The sequence below is a fragment of the Acinetobacter guillouiae genome (genome assembly GCF_002370525.2).
Lineage (GTDB): Bacteria > Pseudomonadota > Gammaproteobacteria > Pseudomonadales > Moraxellaceae > Acinetobacter > Acinetobacter guillouiae.
This window is the reverse complement of sequence record NZ_AP014630.1, coordinates 3,533,768-3,553,639: the sequence shown is the minus strand read 5'-3', so window position 1 is coordinate 3,553,639 and position 19,872 is coordinate 3,533,768. Positions and strand designations below refer to the sequence as shown.

At 42.5% G+C, this 19,872-nt stretch carries 16 protein-coding genes; 15 read left to right on the top strand and 1 reads right to left on the bottom strand.

What is annotated here, in order from left to right; genetic code table 11:
* Window positions 1–217: 217 nt before the first annotated feature.
* From AS4_RS16590 to AS4_RS16565, 6 genes are read left to right on the top strand one after another with little or no spacing between them, the layout of a single operon-like run.
* Window positions 218–1,180, top strand: coding sequence for a thiamine pyrophosphate-dependent dehydrogenase E1 component subunit alpha (locus AS4_RS16590; protein WP_034610596.1), 963 nt, complete (start codon window positions 218–220; stop codon window positions 1,178–1,180).
* Between the two features lie 15 nt (window positions 1,181–1,195).
* Complete coding sequence (locus AS4_RS16585; protein WP_004717558.1) at window positions 1,196–2,215, top strand: alpha-ketoacid dehydrogenase subunit beta; 1,020 nt, start codon at window positions 1,196–1,198, stop codon at window positions 2,213–2,215.
* A gap of 1 nt (window position 2,216) precedes the next feature.
* The gene (locus tag AS4_RS16580) at window positions 2,217–3,752 is read left to right on the top strand and encodes a 2-oxo acid dehydrogenase subunit E2 (protein WP_096734885.1); all 1,536 of its coding nucleotides are present in this window, start codon (window positions 2,217–2,219) and stop codon (window positions 3,750–3,752) included.
* A gap of 10 nt (window positions 3,753–3,762) precedes the next feature.
* The gene (lpdA, locus tag AS4_RS16575; protein ID WP_096734884.1) at window positions 3,763–5,163 is read left to right on the top strand and encodes a dihydrolipoyl dehydrogenase; all 1,401 of its coding nucleotides are present in this window, start codon (window positions 3,763–3,765) and stop codon (window positions 5,161–5,163) included.
* A gap of 11 nt (window positions 5,164–5,174) precedes the next feature.
* Complete coding sequence (locus AS4_RS16570; protein ID WP_096734883.1) at window positions 5,175–5,960, top strand: acetoin reductase; 786 nt, start codon at window positions 5,175–5,177, stop codon at window positions 5,958–5,960.
* Between the two features lie 22 nt (window positions 5,961–5,982).
* On the top strand, window positions 5,983–7,041 hold the full coding sequence (locus AS4_RS16565) for a 2,3-butanediol dehydrogenase (protein ID WP_056513081.1): 1,059 nt from the start codon (window positions 5,983–5,985) through the stop codon (window positions 7,039–7,041).
* 309 nt (window positions 7,042–7,350) lie between these two features.
* On the opposite strand, the gene AS4_RS16560 is transcribed toward AS4_RS16565, so the two are convergent.
* Entirely contained in the window at window positions 7,351–7,971 is a 621-nt protein-coding gene (locus AS4_RS16560) for a TetR/AcrR family transcriptional regulator (RefSeq protein WP_004823413.1), read from the bottom strand.
* Window positions 7,972–8,184: 213 nt separating this feature from the next.
* On the opposite strand from AS4_RS16560, the gene AS4_RS16555 reads away from it, so the two are divergent.
* The 9 genes from AS4_RS16555 to AS4_RS16515 all read left to right on the top strand — a co-directional run bounded on the left by AS4_RS16555 (window position 8,185) and on the right by AS4_RS16515 (window position 19,840).
* On the top strand, window positions 8,185–9,990 hold the full coding sequence (locus AS4_RS16555) for an ABC transporter ATP-binding protein (RefSeq protein ID WP_096734882.1): 1,806 nt from the start codon (window positions 8,185–8,187) through the stop codon (window positions 9,988–9,990).
* Window positions 9,984–11,753, top strand: coding sequence for an ABC transporter ATP-binding protein (locus tag AS4_RS16550; RefSeq protein WP_096734881.1), 1,770 nt, complete (start codon window positions 9,984–9,986; stop codon window positions 11,751–11,753). The genes AS4_RS16555 and AS4_RS16550 overlap by 7 nt, the downstream gene beginning before the upstream one ends.
* Window positions 11,753–12,697: an ABC transporter permease gene (locus AS4_RS16545; protein WP_096734880.1), complete on the top strand. Its 945-nt coding sequence runs from the start codon at window positions 11,753–11,755 to the stop codon at window positions 12,695–12,697. The genes AS4_RS16550 and AS4_RS16545 overlap by 1 nt, the downstream gene beginning before the upstream one ends.
* A gap of 17 nt (window positions 12,698–12,714) precedes the next feature.
* Window positions 12,715–13,641: an iron chelate uptake ABC transporter family permease subunit gene (locus AS4_RS16540; protein WP_096734879.1), complete on the top strand. Its 927-nt coding sequence runs from the start codon at window positions 12,715–12,717 to the stop codon at window positions 13,639–13,641.
* The gene (locus AS4_RS16535) at window positions 13,638–14,408 is read left to right on the top strand and encodes an iron ABC transporter ATP-binding protein (RefSeq protein WP_056513049.1); all 771 of its coding nucleotides are present in this window, start codon (window positions 13,638–13,640) and stop codon (window positions 14,406–14,408) included. The genes AS4_RS16540 and AS4_RS16535 overlap by 4 nt, the downstream gene beginning before the upstream one ends.
* Window positions 14,409–14,414: 6 nt before the next feature.
* Window positions 14,415–15,389, top strand: a complete 975-nt coding sequence (locus AS4_RS16530; RefSeq protein ID WP_096734878.1) for a siderophore ABC transporter substrate-binding protein — start codon at window positions 14,415–14,417, stop codon at window positions 15,387–15,389.
* Between the two features lie 143 nt (window positions 15,390–15,532).
* A complete protein-coding gene (locus tag AS4_RS16525; protein WP_096734877.1) occupies window positions 15,533–17,761 on the top strand; it encodes a TonB-dependent receptor in 2,229 nt (742 codons plus the stop codon).
* Between the two features lie 294 nt (window positions 17,762–18,055).
* On the top strand, window positions 18,056–19,114 hold the full coding sequence (locus AS4_RS16520; RefSeq protein ID WP_004823403.1) for an ABC transporter substrate-binding protein: 1,059 nt from the start codon (window positions 18,056–18,058) through the stop codon (window positions 19,112–19,114).
* 15 nt (window positions 19,115–19,129) lie between these two features.
* Entirely contained in the window at window positions 19,130–19,840 is a 711-nt protein-coding gene (locus AS4_RS16515; RefSeq protein WP_096734876.1) for a class II aldolase/adducin family protein, read from the top strand.
* Window positions 19,841–19,872 lie beyond the last annotated feature (32 nt).

Sequence of the window (19,872 nt, the reverse complement as noted above, 5' to 3'; positions counted from 1 at the left end):
TTTAAGTTTTTGAAAATTATAAAAATTTACAAATATTTTTTGCTTTATAAAGTACTGTTTTTAATATTTTTATTGTGTTTTATAAAGAAATATTTTTTTAGTCTAATATTAATTTTGAATGAAATAATTTTATATAAATATACGGATTTTAAATACCAGTGTTTATTTTTAAATATATGGTTTTTACTTTTAACTGTGAGCATGAAGGAATAAGTATATGCAATTAACGGAAGAGCAATTGCTAGCAGCATACAGACGGATGCGAGATATTCGTGAGTTTGAGGATCGACTTCACGATGAAAATAATACAGGTGATATTCCCGGATTTATCCATCTTTACAGTGGTGAAGAAGCGGTAGCCGTTGGGATTTGTGAAAATTTGACCGACAAGGATTTTATTACCTCAACCCATCGTGGCCACGGTCACTGCATTGCCAAAGGATGTGATATTCACGGCATGATGTTGGAAATTTTTGGTAAAGACGATGGTTTGTGCCGCGGCAAAGGCGGTTCAATGCACATTGCTGATCTAGACAAAGGTATGTTAGGAGCCAACGGTATTGTTGGTGGTGGGCCGCCTTTGGCAATTGGTGCTGCGTTAACCGCAAAAACCTTAAAGACGGGTGGAATTGGTCTGTCATTTACTGGGGATGGTGGTTCTAACCAAGGTTTGACCTTTGAAGCCATGAATATGGCTGTGGTTTTAAAACTCCCAGTGATTTTTGTTTTTGAAAATAATGGTTTTGGTGAAGGTACTGCACATGATTATGCAGTCGGAAGCAAAGACATTGCTGGTCGTGCTGCGGCTTTTGGGATGCCTGCTGAAAAAGTAGATGGGACAGATTTCTTTGCTGTGTATGAGGTCGCCCAAAAAGCCATTGAACGTGCACGTCGTGGCGAAGGCCCAAGTGTGATTGAAACCATTACTAATCGTTTTTATGGACACTTTGAAGGTGACCCAGGACTGATTCGTTCAAAAGAAGAACTCGATTATGTCAAAGAGCATAAAGATCCGTTGAAAATTTTCCGTGAAAAAGTCAAAGGCAAGATTGCTGAAGCCACGCTGGATGCAATTGATGTTGAATCAAAAGCCAATGTCGATGCTGCTGTTGCAAAAGCACGTGCTGCCAATTATCCAGAACTTTCTCAACTTCTTACCGACGTTTATGTCTCTTACTAAAGGAATAGTAAAGCAATGCCAAATAAAAGTTATCGAAACGCGATTAAAGAAGCGATTGAATCAGAAATGCGCCGTGACCCAAGTGTGATTGTTGTCGGTGAAGATGTCCGTGGCGGGCATGGCGGTAAAAATACAGATGACAATAAACTCGAAGGCTTTGGTGGCGTACTTGGTGTCACCAAAGGGCTATGGACAGAGTTTGGCTCTGAGCGTGTGATTGATACCCCGATTACTGAATCTGCAATTATTGGAATGGCGGCAGGGGCTGCTGCAACAGGTTTACGACCTGTGGCTGACCTGATGTTTATGGACTTCTATGGCGTATGTCATGACATGTTGTATAACCAAGCGGCCAAATTTCGTTATATGTTTGGTGGAAAAGCCAAAGCGCCTTTAGTGGTTCGAGGCATGATCGGCGCAGGCTTTTCTGCTGCCGCACAACATTCACAATCCCCGTATAACGTGTTTGCTGCTGTACCCGGTTTAAAAGTCGTGGTGCCATCTAGTGCGTATGATGTAAAAGGCTTATTGATTCAAGCCATCCGTGATGATGATCCCGTGGTTTTTTGTGAACATAAATTGCTTTATGACATCAAAGGTGAAGTTCCAGATGAACCATATACCATCCCTTTTGGTGTAGCAAATTACACCCGTGAAGGAACCGATGTCACGATTATTGCCTTAAGTTTAATGGTGCATCGTGCCAATGAAGTCGCGGATAAGCTTGCCAAGGAGGGAATTTCAGTCGAAGTTGTTGATCCACGAACGATTTCTCCATTGGATGAAGAAGGCATTTTAGAATCTGTCGCGTCAACAGGGCGTGTGGTGATTGTTGATGAGTCTGCTGCCCGTTGTGGTTTTGGGCATGATGTGGCTGCATTGATTGCACAAAAAGGCTTTCATTATCTCAAAGCACCCATTGAACTGGTGACACCACCGCATTCACCTGTGCCATTTTCACCCGTGTTAGAAAAACAATGGCTACCAAGTGTAGAACGTATCGAACAGGCTGTACGTAAAACGTTGGAGGCTTAGGATGAGCGAAATTAAAACTTTAGAAATCCCAAAATGGGGTTTGTCGATGGAAGAGGGCACCATTGCCCAGTGGTTGATTCAAGCAGGCGAGCAGTTTAGTAAAGGACAAGAAATTTGTGAAATTGAAACCACAAAAATTGTCAATGTCCTTGAAGCACCGTTTGATAGTACCTTGCGTAAAATCATTGCCAATAATGGCGATACTTTAGTGGTTGGCGGAATCATTGCAATTTGTGCAGATGCGCAAGTTTCTGATGCTGAAATTGATGCCTTTGCTCAATCTTTGGCTGGCGCACCTATTGTCAATGAAAGCAAAACTGTTGAAGTGGTTAGTGAAAAGCAGACGGCAACTCAGCCTGAAACCAAGACACAAGCTGTGCCTAAACAGAATCGTACTGAGCAGGTATCAAAAGCTGTTGCCCAAAATGGCTATGTAATTCCTGCGGCATTACAAGGTTACCAACATGTTGAGGATGTTTTTGCAACACCGCATGCCCTGAAATTGGCTGAAAAGCATCAAGTGAATTTGGCGCTGGTTTCAGGCTCAGGGCGTGGAGGTCGTATCAGTGTGCAAGACATTCAAACCGCAGTTCAAGCTGCGGGTGGATCATGGCCCGATATTCGACAGCAACCGAGTGGTAAAGTGGCGAAATCTAAAGCAGATGATAGCCAAGTGTTGGCAACACCAGTTGCACGTCGTTTAGCCAAACAATGGGGCATAAATTTACATGACTGCCGTGCCTCAGGCTCCAGAGGGCGTATTTGTAAGGAAGATGTTGAAGCAGTTTATCAGCGTGAAAACCCTGCATCTGCCCAAAATAGCGCTGATGTAATGCTGACGGAAACTGCCAAGGTGACCACCATTACAATGAATGGTATGCGTAAAGCCATTGCTTCACGCTTACAGGCAGCAAAACGTAATGCACCACACTTCCGTTTAACCGTAAATTTAAATGTGGATGCTATTCAGGGATTACGTCAGCAGATTAATGCCACTGTGCCGCAAGTGAAATTGTCAATCAATGACATGCTGATTAAAGCGGCAGCAGCTGCATTGATCAAAGTGCCACAGGTCAATGTTCAGTTTGATGAAGAGAATCAGCAGATTTTGCAGTTCGATCAGGCGGATATCTCTGTTGCCGTAGCGATTGAAAATGGCCTTATCACTCCAATCATTAAAGCTGCCAATACCAAGTCTTTGGCACAAATTTCCAATGATATGCGTGATCTTGCAACACGTGCCAAAACTGGCAAATTGGCGCCTGATGAATTTCAGGGCGGTAGTTTCAGTATTTCGAATTTAGGTATGCTCGGCGTTCAACAGTTTGACGCGATTATTAACCCTCCCCAAGGTGCGATTTTAGCTTTAGGTGCAGCAGAAAAACGGGCAATAGTTGAAAATGAGAGCATCGTGATTCGACAGATGGTGACCGCGACCTTGTCCTGTGATCATCGGGTGATTGATGGTGCGTTAGGCGCACAGTTCTTGGCAGCATTTAAGCAGTTTGTTGAAAATCCTGCATTGATTTTGGTGTAGGAGCATGAGCATGTCAGACACACAATTTGATCTTATTGTGATAGGCGCTGGTCCAGGGGGCTATGTGGCTGCGATTCGCGCAGCCCAACTGGGCTTAAAAACCGCCATTGTTGAAGAACAGCATTTGGGTGGCATTTGCCTAAATTGGGGCTGTATTCCAACCAAAGCTTTATTGAGTGGCGCGGCACTTGCACAGCAATTTAAACATTCACAACAGTTTGGTTTTTCTTTGGGTGCGATTGATTTTGATATCCAACAACTGGTACGTCATAGCCGTCAGGTGTCTGAACAGTTGGTACAAGGGATTGGGCAATTACTGAAAAAGAATCAAGTTACTGTTTTTAATGCAAACGCTCAATTTATCGCGAAAGAACGCTTAGAACTGACTGATGCAAAGTGGCAAAAACAACAGATTTCTGCACCGCATATTATTGTGGCAACGGGTGCTAGAGCCGCCAATTTAGCGCATGTTCCTGTCGATGGACAGCATGTCTGGAGTTATAAAGAGGCTTTAGTCCCAGAACAATTACCGAAATCACTTCTGGTGATTGGTTCAGGGGCCATTGGCAGTGAGTTTGCCAGTTTGTATCAGGACTTAGGCTGCCAAGTCACCTTGGTTGATATTGCCAAACAGATCCTACCCAGTGAAGACATTGAAGTTGCCAAATATGTGCAAAAGCAATTTGAACAGCATGGCATGACGGTTTTGACTGAAGCCGCTGTACAAAACATCGAAATCGACAAGGGCCAAGTACATTGTCATGTTGAAACTGCAACAGGTGTACAAACCATCACTGTTGAAAAAGTCCTTTCCGCAATCGGTGTGCAACCCAATACTCAAAATCTGGGTTTAGAAACATTGGGGATTGAGTTTGAGCATGGTTTTATCAAAGTTGATCCGTGGTGTAAGACCAATGTGGTTGGAGTTTATGCCATTGGTGATGTCGCAGGTGCGCCATGCTTGGCACATAAAGCCAGTCATGAAGCAATTTTATGTGTGGAGAAAATTGCTGGACTGACGCATGTACATGCTCTAGATCGTAGCCAAATTCCAGGGTGTATTTTTACCCATCCGCAGGTGGCAAGTATTGGGCTAAGCGAGCAAAAAGCCAAAGCAGCTGGTTTTACAATCAATGTGGGTAAATTCCCTTTACAAGCCAATGGTAAAGCTTTGGCTTTAGGCGAGACCACAGGATTTGTAAAAACCATTTTTAATCAAGAAACAGGGGAATTATTGGGGGCACATATGGTGGGGCATGAGGTCACTGAACATATTCAGGGCTTTGCCATCGCTAAATATTTAGAAGCCACTGATGAAAGCCTAGCGCAGGTGATTTTCCCACATCCTACGTTATCTGAGGCGATGCATGAGTCGGTTTTATCGGCAATGCAACGTGCAATCCATATTTAAGGAGTCGCAACATGCCTAGAGGTCTAAACAATAAAGTCGCATTAATTACAGGTGCCGCACAGGGCATAGGACGCGGTATTGCTTTACGCTTGGCACAAGAGGGCGTACATATTGCCTTGGTTGATCTTCACCAAGAAAAGTTAACTGCTGTTCAGCAAGAGATTCAAGCATTTGGGGTAAAAGCCACCACATTTATTGCAGATGTTGCTGATCCTGTACAAATCAGCAGTGCGATTGATCATGCAGAATCGACATTAAATGGCTTTGATATCATCATTAATAATGCAGGAATTGCCCAAGTCCAAGCCTTGGCCGAGGTGAGTCCAGATGAATTTAATCGGATTATGAATATCAATGTCGGTGGCGTGCTGTGGGGGATTCAGGCCGCTGCCGATAAATTTAAACAGCGCCAACATTCTGGCAAAATCATCAATGCATGTTCGATTGCTGGGCATGAAGGTTTTGCCTTGCTTGGTGTCTATTCAGCCACTAAATTTGCCGTTCGTGCCTTGACTCAAACCGCAGCAAAAGAATATGCCAGTGCTGGTATCACGGTAAATAGTTACTGTCCCGGTGTAGTCGGTACAGATATGTGGGTAGAGATAGATCAACGTTTTGCTGATATCACTGGTACACCCGTTGGTGAAACTTATCAGAAATATGTGGATGGAATTGCTTTAGGACGTGCCGAAACCCCAAATGATGTTGCCGCATTGGTTGCTTTTCTAGCCAGTGAGGACGCTGATTATATTACTGGACAGTCAATTTTGACCGATGGCGGAATGGTTTATCGTTAATACTGGAATGAGGAATGCATTAATGAAAGCAGCTCGTTTTTATGATAAAGGGGATATCCGTATTGAGGATATTCCAGAACCACAGGTACAACCAGGAACCGTTGGAATCCAAGTCGCATGGTGTGGTATTTGTGGCACAGATTTACATGAATTTATCGATGGTCCAATTTTTATTCCTCCGTGTGGTCATCCGCACCCGATTTCAGGTGAAGCTGCACCCGTGACCATGGGGCATGAGTTTTCAGGTGTGGTGTACGCTGTAGGGGATGGCGTGGATGATATTCAGGTGGGGCAACATGTTGTGGTTGAGCCTTATATCATTGCAGATGATGTTCCGACTGGACCACATGACAATTATCACTTGTCAAAAAATATGAATTTTATTGGTCTAGGTGGTCGTGGTGGTGGGCTATCTGAAAAAATTGCAGTACAACGCCGCTGGGTACATCCCATTTCTGACCAAATCCCATTAGATCAAGCCGCATTGATTGAACCTTTATCTGTCGGACATCATGCTTTTGTGAGAAGCGGGGCTCAGTCTGGCGATATTGCCTTGGTCGGTGGAGCGGGTCCGATTGGATTGTTATTGTCTGCAATTTTAAAGGCCAAAGGCTTAACCGTCATCATTACCGAGCTCAGTGCAAAACGTAAAGAAAAAGCCTTAGAAGCAGGTGTTGCCGACTATGTGCTAGATCCGTCTCAAGTGGATGTTGTGGCTGAAGTAATGAAAATCACCCAAGATCGTGGGGTGGATGTGGCTTTTGAATGCAGTAGTGTCAATAAGGTCATGGATACACTGGTGGCAGCCATGAAACCGACCGGTGTGGTGGTGATAGTTTCAATCTGGAGTCATCCTGCAACGATTAATGTACATAGTGTGGTGATGAAAGAGCTGGATATTCGCGGCACGATTGCCTATGTCAATGATCATCAAGAAACCATTCGCTTGGTTGAGCAAGGTAAAATTAATTTAGAACCTTTTATTACCCAAAGAATTGCTTTAGATGATTTGGTTTCACAAGGCTTTGAAACCTTGATTCATAACAACGAATCTGCGGTCAAGATTATTGTGCATCCTTAGAAACCATACAACTCGATGAGGCTTGTTATTGGTTGATGAATAGTTTGTGGGAGGCATCACAATCATTGATCAATAACCAATAACAGGTTTTAGATGAAGTGAAATAGAGATCTTGGTTTAAAATCTTTAAATTGAGTAATCCAAGCCATGAGTTATTCAAGCCAGTCTTGAGGTTTAGCTGCAAAAAAACTTTTATAGATAAGTCTAAACTTGGGTCTATGCTTGGTTTAGATATACTTAGCCATTAAGCAATGATCTTAGCGAATCAGCTGTTAAAGACAGGCTGATTCAATAAAGTTTTATATCTGGTTATTTTAAATCATCTCTTTGATTGATCATGGTTAATGCCCCAATGATTAATGCTTCCATACTCTGGATAAATTCCGCCTCCATTTCTGCTTCTTCAGCAGCACGTTGTGTGTCTTTAATCGGTTCTTTACCCGCCACAGAATAAATCGTATCTGCAACCGCGATACAGTGAAATGCAATGGTTGCATTTAACCAGCCCGCCTGCTTTTCAGAAAGAGAATAAGCCGCCGCAACTTGATGATGATGTTTTTCAATTTTGGCAATCATCGAAGGTGTAGATGCCATGCGACGAATTAAATAGGGGGTAAAACCAGGGTTGGACTTCACCAGTTCCCGAATTGAATGCATAAATTCAAACAGATATTGTTTTAATGGAATCGGATTTTTTTCTAAAGGTTGCGGTATTTCCCAACGAATAAAAATTTCTTCTGCAATCAAATATTTGAGGTCTTCTAAACTGGCAATATGTTTGTATAACGCCATATGACTGACCCCAAGTGCAGCTGCAACGCCAACAAATGTAAGGTTCAATAAACCGATCTCAATCCCAGCATTCATGATGCGTTCATGGGTGATGGTACGTGGGCGACCGCGAGAAGACGGTTTGCTCAGAGAAGACATATTTATTCCGTAAAAATTAATTTTTTAATGTTGCCATGTGAATGGATGAGGGTCAAATCGTTTACTTTGCTTAATTAGTTTACTACAATGCAACTAAATCTATTGATATTAATTCTCATTATTGTTTGATGGCATATCTAGCGGAGTTTTAGTCAGAATCAACTGACCAAAAGCAGATGGATATGAACGATCAGACACAGGATTTTTACTGTTATGTGTGCAAGTCATGTAAAAGAAGTTCAGGCTCAGTATTCAAATCCATTGAATTTTATATTGCATCCAATTCGGCTCAAGTTAATTTTGGCTTCGGTCACAGCAGCGGTTGGTTCAATGCTCACCTTGGTGCCTTTGATCGCGATTACATGGGTGATCAGTACTATATTTACCGAAGTAACCACACTTGGTGGAGCACAACAGGGTGACGATAAAACCCTATGGATGATGTTACTCAGAATCGGGTGTTTGTTGCTCGGCATGCTTTTGTTGACCGTCAGTGAATTAATCGCGCATTTGGCGGATCATGAAATTACTGGGCAATTGCAAAGCAATATAACCCAGCATCTGACCCAAGTTCCTCTGGGCTGGTTTACAGGCAGAAGTTCGGGGGAAGTTAAACAAATCATGCAGGATGACATTGGTCTGTTGCATAGTTTAACTGCACATTTTTATCCCGCTGTTGGACGTGCATTCGGCACAATTAGTGTTGCTGTAATTTTTCTATTGATGATGGATTGGCGCATGGCAATTTTAGCATTGTTGCCATTTTTAGGCTTTGTCATATTTTTACGCAAGGCCATGCGTGCCAGTGGAAATAATATTCAGCAATTTGCCAATCAGCTGGGGCAGATCAATAGTGCAGCTGTTGAATTTATCCATGCGATACCCGTTGTCAAAACTTTTGGCAAAAGTGGTCAGGCTTCACAGGGCTATCAGCAAGCCGTTCATTCATTTGCAGATGCTTTTCGAATATTTACTCGTCCCTTAGTCAAATCTATGGCACATGCCCATGCGATGATTTCACCGATCACCATATTAGGTGTTGTACTGCTGAGTGGAACACTATTGATTTCTTTGGGTTGGCTTAAACCCATAAATTTACTGCCTTTTATGTTGATTACACCAACCATCTGCGCCCCTGTTTTATTGTTGCATACCTTATTACATGATCTACAAGCCAGTCAGGCTGCCGCACAGCGAATTTTGGCATTATTGGATACACCAGTATTGCCAATGGCCAAAGGGAATCCACAATTACAGATTAAAGACAGCAGTATTGATTTTCATCAAGTCAGCTATGGCTATACAGAACAGCATCAAGTGCTATCTGATCTTAATTTTTCACTTAAGTCTGGAACCATCACTGCAATTGTCGGTCCATCGGGTGCAGGGAAGTCAACCATTGCTCAGCTGTTGCTACGCTTTTTTGATCCTGTTGCAGGAAAGATCACGCTTGGTGGCATAGATCTACGCGATATTCAAACCACCACACTTTATCAACAGATCGGATTTGTTTTGCAGGATACCCGCCTCATTCATGCCAGTGTACGTGACAATATTGCTCTCGGACGTCCAAACGCCAACCAACAAGAAATAGAACACGCAGCAAAGTCGGCAAATATTCATGATCGAATTATGGCGTTGCCACAAGGCTATCAATCTATTGTGGGGAAAGATGCCCAGTTGTCAGGAGGGGAACGACAAAGGATCAGTATTGCCAGAGCAATTTTACTGGACCCACCGATATTGGTGCTGGACGAGGCCACTGCTGCCGCTGATATTGAAAATGAAATTGCAATTCAGGATGCACTTTCAAAATTTGCTCAAGGTCGAACCCTTTTAGTTATTGCACATCGTTTAGATACCATTATGAATGCTGACCAAATTCTTGTCCTTGATCAAGGAAAAATTGTTGAACAGGGGACCCATGAGGCGTTGTTAGCTCAGCAAGGTTTATATCACCAATTATGGTCCTATACCGAAAAGCATGTTCACACGCAAATGGGAGAAGCATCATGCTAAAAACCTTTTCTCAATTGCTGGGTGATGATGTCACTATTCTTCACCGTTATCTGGCGATGGCAGTTGTATATGCTGTGTTTTGTGGCCTGAGCCTGATCATGTTGGCGTTGATTTTGTCTCAATTGATGCTTGCTAATCTTGATCAAATGGCGCTTTGGCTGATCTTATTATTTTTTGCAATTATTCTGTGTTGGTTTCTTCGCCGTGTAGTGGAGCAAATGGGAATTGCGGTTGGTATTGCTGTTTTAGAAAATGCCCGTCTGCGTTTGGGGCATCATGCCGCAAGTCTACCAGTCGGTTGGTTTACCCAACAAAATACCACTCAATTCAATCATCTTGTCACTCAAGGCATGATGTCGGTTGCGCAATTACCAGCGCACGTTTTTACCCCTGTGATTAGCAGTGTGATCACGCCTTTGGTCATTGTCATCGCATTGTTATGTATACATGGTGTGTTCGGCTTGATTGCATTGGTTGCGCTTCCGTTGATTGTGCTGGTCTTTAGATTGACCAGCCAAATTGCCCGTTTTACAGATGAGCGATACCAACAGAGTTTTGCTGAAACAAGCCAACGTATGGTGGAGTTCGCGCAAGCTCAATCCGTTTTACGTGCTTTTAATGGTGAAGGTCGTAGTACCCGATTTATTCATCAAGCCGTAGACCAGCAACGACATTTCGGTTTAAAGCTTATTTTAATGTCGTCCTTATCAGCGGTATTGAATAGCTGGGCCATTCAAATTGTGTTTGCGATATTTTTGATTGTTACGGTGTTTTGGCTAAACATCCACAGCGCAAATCAGCTCTTATTGGCAGACATTGTTAACATTAGCGTTTCACTGCTCCTCGTTTGTCGATTTATTGACACCTTGCTTGAGGTTGCAAGCTATAGCGAAGTATTGCGTAGTGCAGGCAGTCAACTTGAAGCCATACAACAGATTTTTAACGCCAAAGCATTAGCACAAGTTGAGATTTCTAAAAGCCCCAATGATGCATCGATTGAATTTAAAAATGTTCAATTCCGTTATGCAGAGGATGAGCCTGATGTCTTAAAGGGTGTGGATTTATATATCCCTTCAGGCAGTATGATAGCGCTGATAGGTGCTTCTGGTTCTGGAAAAACCACTTTAGCCAAGCTCGTTGCTCGTTTTTTTGATGTCAATCAAGGGCAAGTGCTGTTAGGTGGGGTGGATGTCAAGCAATTACGTTATGAACAACTGACTACACAGATCAGTCAAATCTTCCAAGACAACTATTTGTTTTCGGGCTCGATTGCTCAGAATATTCGTATGGGTAAAGCCAATGCAACCGATGAACAGGTGATGCAGGCAGTCCAGCAAGCGGGCATCACAGAAATGCTGGCGCGCCTTCCTGATGGTCTTGAAAGCATGGTGGGAGAGGGTGGTGTACGACTATCAGGCGGTGAACGACAACGCATTACCATTGCACGCGCGTTGATTAAAGACGCACCTATTCTTTTGGTGGATGAAGCAACTGCTGCTTTAGATGCAGAAAATCAGGCGATTATTTGTGAATTGCTGAATCGCTTACGGGGTCAAAAAACAATATTGGTGATCGCACATCAACTCTCGACAATTGCTGCTGCAGATCACATTGCGGTATTGGAAAAAGGCCGAGTGATTGAGCAGGGAACACCCGCACAATTACGCTTGTTGCATGGACATTATGCCCGTTATTTAGCGCAGGGGCAGGCGGTTAAAGGATGGCGACTAGGCAAAAATGTACAGGTCGGAGAGCATGCCTAATGCCTGTCGTTTTATTGTTGCTGTTTGGTCTGTTGTGCATCGCATCCTTACTACTCGGTGCTCAGCAAATCGCATGGTTAGACTTATTTTCTGCATCCAGTGATGCATGGCTCACCCTTAGTGCAAGTCGGATTCCACGTTTGATCACGATTGTGTTAACGGGTGTGGGCTTGTCAGTGTGTGGCGTGATCTTACAGCATATTGTCCGAAATCGTTTTGTTGAACCGGGTACAACTGGGAGTTTGGATGCCGCCAAGCTTGGAATTTTAGTGTCATTAACCCTTATTCCAGCCGCAAGTGTACTCAGTAAAATGCTGTTTGCGATGCTTTTTTGTTTTCTTGCCAGTCTGATTTATATCGCCATCATTCGCCGTATCCAATTTAGGAATACCGTTTTAGTGCCCGTGATTGGTTTGATGTATGGCGGCATATTGAGTGCATTGGCAGAGTTCTATGCTTATCGCAATAATATTTTGCAGAGCATGCAAGGCTGGCTGATGGGTGACTTTTCAAGAGTCGTTCAAGGCCACTATGAAATGATTTATATCATCTTGCCCATCGTGGTACTGAGCTATGTTTTTGCTCACCGTTTTACGGTACTGGGGATGGGTGAGGAAATGGCCTCAAGTCTGGGGCTAGGCTATGCACGGATGGCTGCAATTGGCTTGTTGCTGGTTGCAATCACTGTTGCAGCAACGGTGATTACCGTTGGCGCTATTCCTTTTGTAGGATTGGTGGTTCCCAATCTGGTTGCCTTGATGTATGGCGAAAACTTGGCAAAAACCTTACCCATTGTGGCTTTGGCAGGTGCTTCTTTACTGCTGGTCTGTGACCTTATCGGACGTTCTGTACTTTATCCCTTTGAAGTGCCTATCGGTTTAACTGCTGGTGGTGTTGGTGGGGTTTTATTCCTCATGTTAATTCTGAGGGGGCTTCGATCGTGACAAAGTTGAAGCTATCGATGCTGGTATTCGGCGTAATGGTGCTGGCGGTATTGTTTGTTTTTCTAAATGCAGGATTTGATTTTGATTATGTCATTCCGCAACGACTGGTTCGGCTCGCCACCATCGTGCTTGGCGGAATATGTGTTGCATTTTCTTCAATTATCTTTCAGACCATCGTTGGCAACCGTATTTTAACCCCATCCATCATGGGCTATGAAGCCGTCTATTTGTTATGGCAGGTCATGTTGCTGTTTTTTCTTGGCACTTCTGGATTGTCATGGCTGGGTTTAAATGGAAATTTCTTTGTTTCAATCTTGCTGATGCTGTTTTATTCGTGGGCAATGCACCGTTGGTTGTTGAACCGAGTGCGCAATGATGTCTTTCAACTGCTGTTATTTGGCTTAGTACTCACCATGGTGATTAGTACCGTCACTCAGTTTATCCAGCTCAAAATAAGCCCCGGTGAGTTTTCAGTATTTCAAGGACTCAGCTATGCCTCATTTAATCGTTCTCAACCTGAAACATTAATTTATGCAGTGGTGACGGTCGTTATGGTTCTTGGGTTATTGAGAAAAAAATATGCTGTTTTGGATGTGATGGTGCTCGGTCGTGAACAGGCAATTTCATTGGGGATTGATCATCATCAATACGTCAAATTTTATCTTGCCTTGATTGCGATCTTGGTTGCAATTTCAACCAGCTTGATTGGCCCTACCGCATTTATGGGGGTGTTTATTGCCAATATTGCTTATGCACTCGCAGGAACACATCAACATAAATTTACCTTAGCTATCGGCTGTGTTGTAGCGATTGCCATATTTATTCTCGCTCAGATTTTAGTTGAGCATGTTTTTAATTATAAAACGACAGTCAGTATTTTAGTCAATTTGGTATGTGGTGTGTACTTTCTTGTACTGACAGTTCGTGCCAGAGGTGTTTCATGATTAGGGTGCGTAATATCCATAAATCCTATGGGGGAAAAAGTGTGCTTTCGGATGTCAATATTGAATTTCCTGAAAAGCAGGTGACTTCACTCATTGGTCCAAACGGGGCGGGTAAATCAACTTTATTAATGATGCTGGCGAATTTATCGAGCCCTGATCAAGGTCAAATTTTATTTCAGCAGAAAGATATTACCCAGATCCGAACGGCTGAATATGCCAAATATGTTGCAACCTTACGACAGTCTCCAAGCTTTAACTTACGCATGAGCGTAGAAGAACTAGTGTCTTTTGGGCGGTTCCCTTATAGCGGTGGTGCTTTGACCGCAAACGATCATCAGGTGATTGATGAGGCGATTCAATTTCTAAATTTAGAAGCATTACGTAAAGCTTATATCGATGAACTGAGTGGTGGTCAACGGCAGATGGCTTTTCTGGCGATGACCATTGCTCAGCAGACTGAAGTACTTTTATTGGACGAGCCTTTAAATAACCTTGATATGAAACATGCTGTTCAGATCATGCATGCTTTACGTCGTTTATGTGATGAACAGGGGCGTACCGTCATTCTTGTGATTCATGACATCAATTTTGCAGCGAATTATTCTGACCATATTGTTGCCTTGAAGAACGGCAAACTGCGTTTTAGTGGTCCAGTCAAACAGGTGATTACTGCGCAACAATTAGATGATTTGTATGAACTTGATTTTGAAATTACCTACAGTGAACAAGGCTGTATGTGCAACTACTTCAACTCAACAGGAGCTTGAATACACATGAAATGGAAAAATAACGGCTGGACTCTGGCACTGAGCATGATAGCCGCAATCAGCTTATCGGGATGTGACAAAAAACCTGCGGTTGATGCTAACCAAGGCGCTCAAAAATTTGCAACCCCGATCGTGGTTAAACATGAATTAGGAACCACCAGCATTGCCTATCATCCTCAACGTGCTGCGGTATTGGATATGAATGAAGCTGATTTTCTTGATCAACTGAGTATTCCTATTGCGGGTATGCCCAAAGATTATGTACCGCATTTTTTGCAAAAGTATAAAGATGATCAAAAGGTTCAAGATCTAGGTGCGATTGTTCAGCCCAATATGGAACGGATTTACACACTCAAACCAGACATCATCTTAATGACGCCACTGCAAGCAAATCAGTATCAAGCGTTGAGTAAAATTGCTCCGACTGTGCACTATGACATCAATTTCAATAACAGTCAGCAGCATCACATTGAGGCGATTAAAGCGCATTTGATCACTTTAGGCCAGATCTTTAATCAACAGCAATTGGCAACGCAAAAAGTAGATGCATTGGATGCCAAATTAGCAGAAGTACGAAAAATAACTGCAAATCGTCCTGAAAAAGCTTTGGTGGTCTTACATAACAATGGTGCCTTTAGCAACTTTGGGGTTCAGTCACGTTATGGCTTTGTATTTAATGCATTTGGAGTAAAACCAGCCAGTACAGTGGTAGATACAAGTTTGCATGGTCAACCGATTTCTAGTGAATTTATCAAACAGGCTGATCCCGATATTTTGTATATCGTCGATCGTACAGCCGTCATGGAACATCGTCCGACGATTGATGCTGAGCGGATGAGGAATCCTTTATTACGTCAAACCAAAGCATGGAAAAATGGCAAAGTGGTTTTTGTTGATGCAGATGCTTGGTACATCACTGCGGCAAGCCCAACCTCCATGCATATTTTAATTGATGATGTCATCAAGGGGTATCAGCTATGAATTAGGTCTTTACACGATAAATTTATAGCCAGATAAGCTCTAGCCAAAACACCCATACCGTGAACAAGTAACTACAGCATACTTTTCAATAAAAAAAGTGTGATAGGGAAACTTGTGCTTAAAAAATGAAAGGAAATTTGTATATGAAATATGGTCGTCCACTTTTTCAGCATGCTTTGAAATCACAGTGTCGAGATTCAAGCCCGCAATTTAAACTGAAAAACTTGATTTCCGCTCAACTGTTGTTGGGTTTCGGATTAACTTTGGTGATTCCGATCTCAACAATTCATGCGCAAACACCTGATCTGCCATCATCAGATCACGAGGGATTGCAAAATTTACCCACCATCCATGTACAAGCTGTGAATGAAAAAAACAGTGTTTTAGCGGGGCAGATTTCTTCGCAAAATAAGTTGGGTTTTTTAGGTGAGAAAGGCTTTTTAGAAACGCCATTTAATAGCATTGGCTATACAGACCAATATATTGAAAATCAACAGGCAAAAGATATTACCGATGTCATTGCTAAAACCGACCCATCGGTATTTACCAATGGTGCCAGTGGCGGATGGAGTGAAAACTACTATATTCGTGGCTTTGCTTCGAGTACAAGTGATATGTCAATGAACGGCATGTTTGGCATCACACCTTTTTATCGAACCTCTCCTGAAATGTTTGAACGAATTGAGGTCCTCAAAGGACCTACAGCATTACTCAATGGGATGCCGCCAGCAGGATCGGTGGGGGGCATGGTCAATTTAGTCAGCAAGCGTGCAGGCGATGATCCATTGCAACGTTTTACCGCGACCTATATGTCTGATTCACAGTTTGGTGGTCATCTCGATATCGGCAGACGTTTCGGTCAAAATAAAGATTTTGGTGTACGTTTAAATACAGTATATCGTGATGGAACAGGCGCAATTAAAGACCAAGATAAAAAAACAGCCTTAGTTTCTTTAGGTCTGGATTGGCGTGGCGAACGTGCACGTATTTCAGCAGACCTCTATACAGCTGAGGATCGAGTAGATGGTGTCAACCGTGGGATTAATTTACTCTCAGGGGTTGCGATTCCTAAACCACCAAAACCAGACACACTATTAAATCCAGATTGGTCTTTTGTTGAAACCAAAGATAAGGGCGCTATGCTTCGTGGCGAATATGACTTGAGTGATCGAGTTATGGCATATGCTGCTTATGGACAAAGTAAAACTGATTATAAATATAATGGTGCCATGTCAGCGACCGTGCTCGACAGTCAAGGCAGGCTTGAAACCAAGATTGGTCAGTTGGCTTTTGACCTTGAAAAGAAATCAGCTGATCTGGGCATAAAAGGAAAATTTGATACAGGATCTATTGGTCACCAATGGGTTGTCAATGCAACGTATTACCAACATGATCAAAATGATTATGGGGTAAGAAATGTGGCTGGGGCTGAATGGATCACCAATCTTTATCATCCAGTTTGGGGAAATCCAGTTCGCTTTAATGCGCCACATATTTCTAAAACAGCATCTCGTTTAAACAGTTATGGGATTGCGGACACCTTATCTTTTGCTCAAGATCAAGTCCAATTGACCTTGGGTGTACGACAACAGAATGTGCTGAGTGAGGCTTTTAATATTGTTACAGGCAGTCGAACATCACGTTATGATGAAAGTGCCACCACACCTGGGGCTGCGATATTGTTTAAAGCCACAGCGCATATTTCCTTATATGCAAACTATATTGAAGGCTTAAGCCAAGGCTCAACCGCACCGTATACTGCGGCAAATGCGGGTGAAGTTTTTGCGCCTTTTAAAACAAAGCAAAAAGAGCTTGGGGTTAAAGTAGACTTGGGTAAATTCTCAAACACTTTGAGTCTGTTTGAAATTGAAAAACCAAGTAGCTATACCGATCCCATCAGCAATATTTTTACTGCTGATGGCGAGCAGCGCAATAGAGGAATTGAATGGAGCTTCTTTGGAGCACCTATTGCGAATCTTCGTGTAATCGGTGGTGTTGCCTATATTGATCCTGAATTAACCAAAACTGCAGGTGGTAAAAATCAAGGCAATACTGCGACTGGGGTTGCCAAGCAACAGGCGAAATTAGGCATGGAGTGGGATATTTCGATGTTGCAGGGTTTAACCTTGACTGGAAATGCCACAGCAGTTTCAAAGCAATATATCAATCAGGAAAATACACTACATGCTTCTGGACGAACACTGTTTGATGTTGGGGCGAGATATAAGACCAATGTTTCAAGTTTTCCACTGAGCTTAGCTGCGAGTATCAATAACGTGACCAATAAGGCGTATTGGGGCATGCCACAATTGTCCAGTTTAGCCTTAGGTGCGCCTCGAACTTATATGCTGTCGGCTTCTATCGATTTTTAATTTAAGCGATACAGCACTATATTTTTATATGGTGCTGTATGTTGATTCAATGAGGGGCTTTAAATCATTTAAATCTGTTCAATCAAAAATAAAGCGGATGGGGGTGTTGTCTCAAGGCAGGCTTGCTTAAAGCGCTGTTGATAAAACAACACTAAATCTAAAACAAGTGATGAAATCTAAACATTTATTAAAATTATATTTTGCATAAGATATTGAAAATTATAAAAATAAATATTGGCATAAAAGCTGCTCAATACAAGTGATATGAAATTGGAAGTATCTTAAGGAATACCTATGTCACTTGTCGTCGATAAAAAAGAAAATTCTAAAGAATTTGTAAAAAGTACTTTATCTGAAATTTGGGTCACACGATGTCCAGTACCCACTGCAACAGGAATCTCATTAAAGCGCGGCACCTTAGTCGAAAAATTTGAGCGACATGGTATTGATGTTGCGGTATTGCAAGATGCGCGTAAAGGCTTGTCTGTGCATCATTTTGATCATCAGCTTCCGGCTTTATTCCGTGAGGGTGGCAATGTACCTGCTTTGGCTGCACGTTCAGAAGGTGCCCCAAGTCGTCTGATTGGATTAACTTGGATTGATGAATGGCAAGTGATTATTGTTCGACCTGATTCAGCAATTCGTCAACCTGAAGACTTAAAAAATGCCAAAGTGGCTTTACCTGAATATGCCGATAAACGTGCAGGCAGTATTTTTAGAGCCATGTCATTGCAAGGTATTCGAGGGGCTTTACAACTTGCAAATTTAAGTTTTCGTGATGTTGATTTTATTGAAGTTCCTGAGCGAGCTGAATCGAAACAAGATCGTGATGCCAGTGCCTATTGGTCAGGCCTTGATGCCTTGATTACAGGTGAGGTGGATGCCGTGTATGTCAAAGGGGCATCGGCTGTTGAGGCTGCCACCAAACGTGGTTTAAAAGTCGGTATCGATTTAGATCAATTTGCAGATGTGACTTCACGTGTGAACAACGGGACACCTCGTCCTATCACGGTACATGAAGATTTATTGGAACATCACTTTGATGTCGTCGTGGATTTTCTGGAAGAGCTTTTTGATACCGCAGATTGGGCTGAAGATCATTTAGATGAAGTGCTGGTTATTCTACAAGATGAAACCATTGCGGGTGCTGAAAGTGTGGCTACAGCGTATCGTAATAATTTCCATAAATCTTTACACCCTTCATTAAGTGAAGAACGCCTTGAGCTTTTAAAACAACAAAAAGATTTTCTTTGGTTACATGGCTTCCTTGAAAAAGACGTAGATCTTGATACATGGGTCGATCATCGCCCATTACTCGAAGTTTTAAAGCGTCGCCAAAATAAACAACGTTAAAACAGGATATTTATCATGACTACACTGATTCAATCGCCACTTTCGCCTGAACTCAATGATTTTATTGAACGCAACCGTGAAAAAGCTGAATTTGCATTTGAGGTGTTCCGTGAGACGGGCACAATCACTTCCAATGGCACGGTCAATTTTGTTGAACGCGCCCCTGAGAATACCTTGGTGACCTTTAACTATGCAGGTCCTTGGTCACGAGATAAAAAAAGCAAAGTACTGGTAGAGAAACTTGAAGGTGAAGTTTTATTGGGACGAAAAGGTGCTGGTGGCCGTTATAACAAACTGTTTCGTGAACATGCAGATGTCACCACAATCTCTCATGTACATGCACCGAATTTAGGTGCTTGGGCCCAAACACACCGAACCCTACCGATTCGATATGTGCCTGTTCAGCGTTTTCATTTATTTAATGAATTACCGATTTATATTGATCGCCGTCAGGCAGAAGTAGATTTCATTTTAGATCAACTCAAGATTGATATTGAGCATCGGGCTATTTTGGAAGCCAATGGCGGTGCCACAGTTTGGGGGCGTCAAGGTCTACAGGAAACTGCTGAATTTATTTTATTGCTTGAAGAAGGTGCTCAAATTCAACTGTTAGCAGAATTGGTTGGAGGAAGTCGTGAATATGGGCAAGGGGTATTACAGCAACAGTGGAAAATGAGCGGATTGACTGAAAAAGCAAAATCACTGGGATTACTTCCACTCCATTAGAAACATGATTTAAAACAAATATAGAGAATATT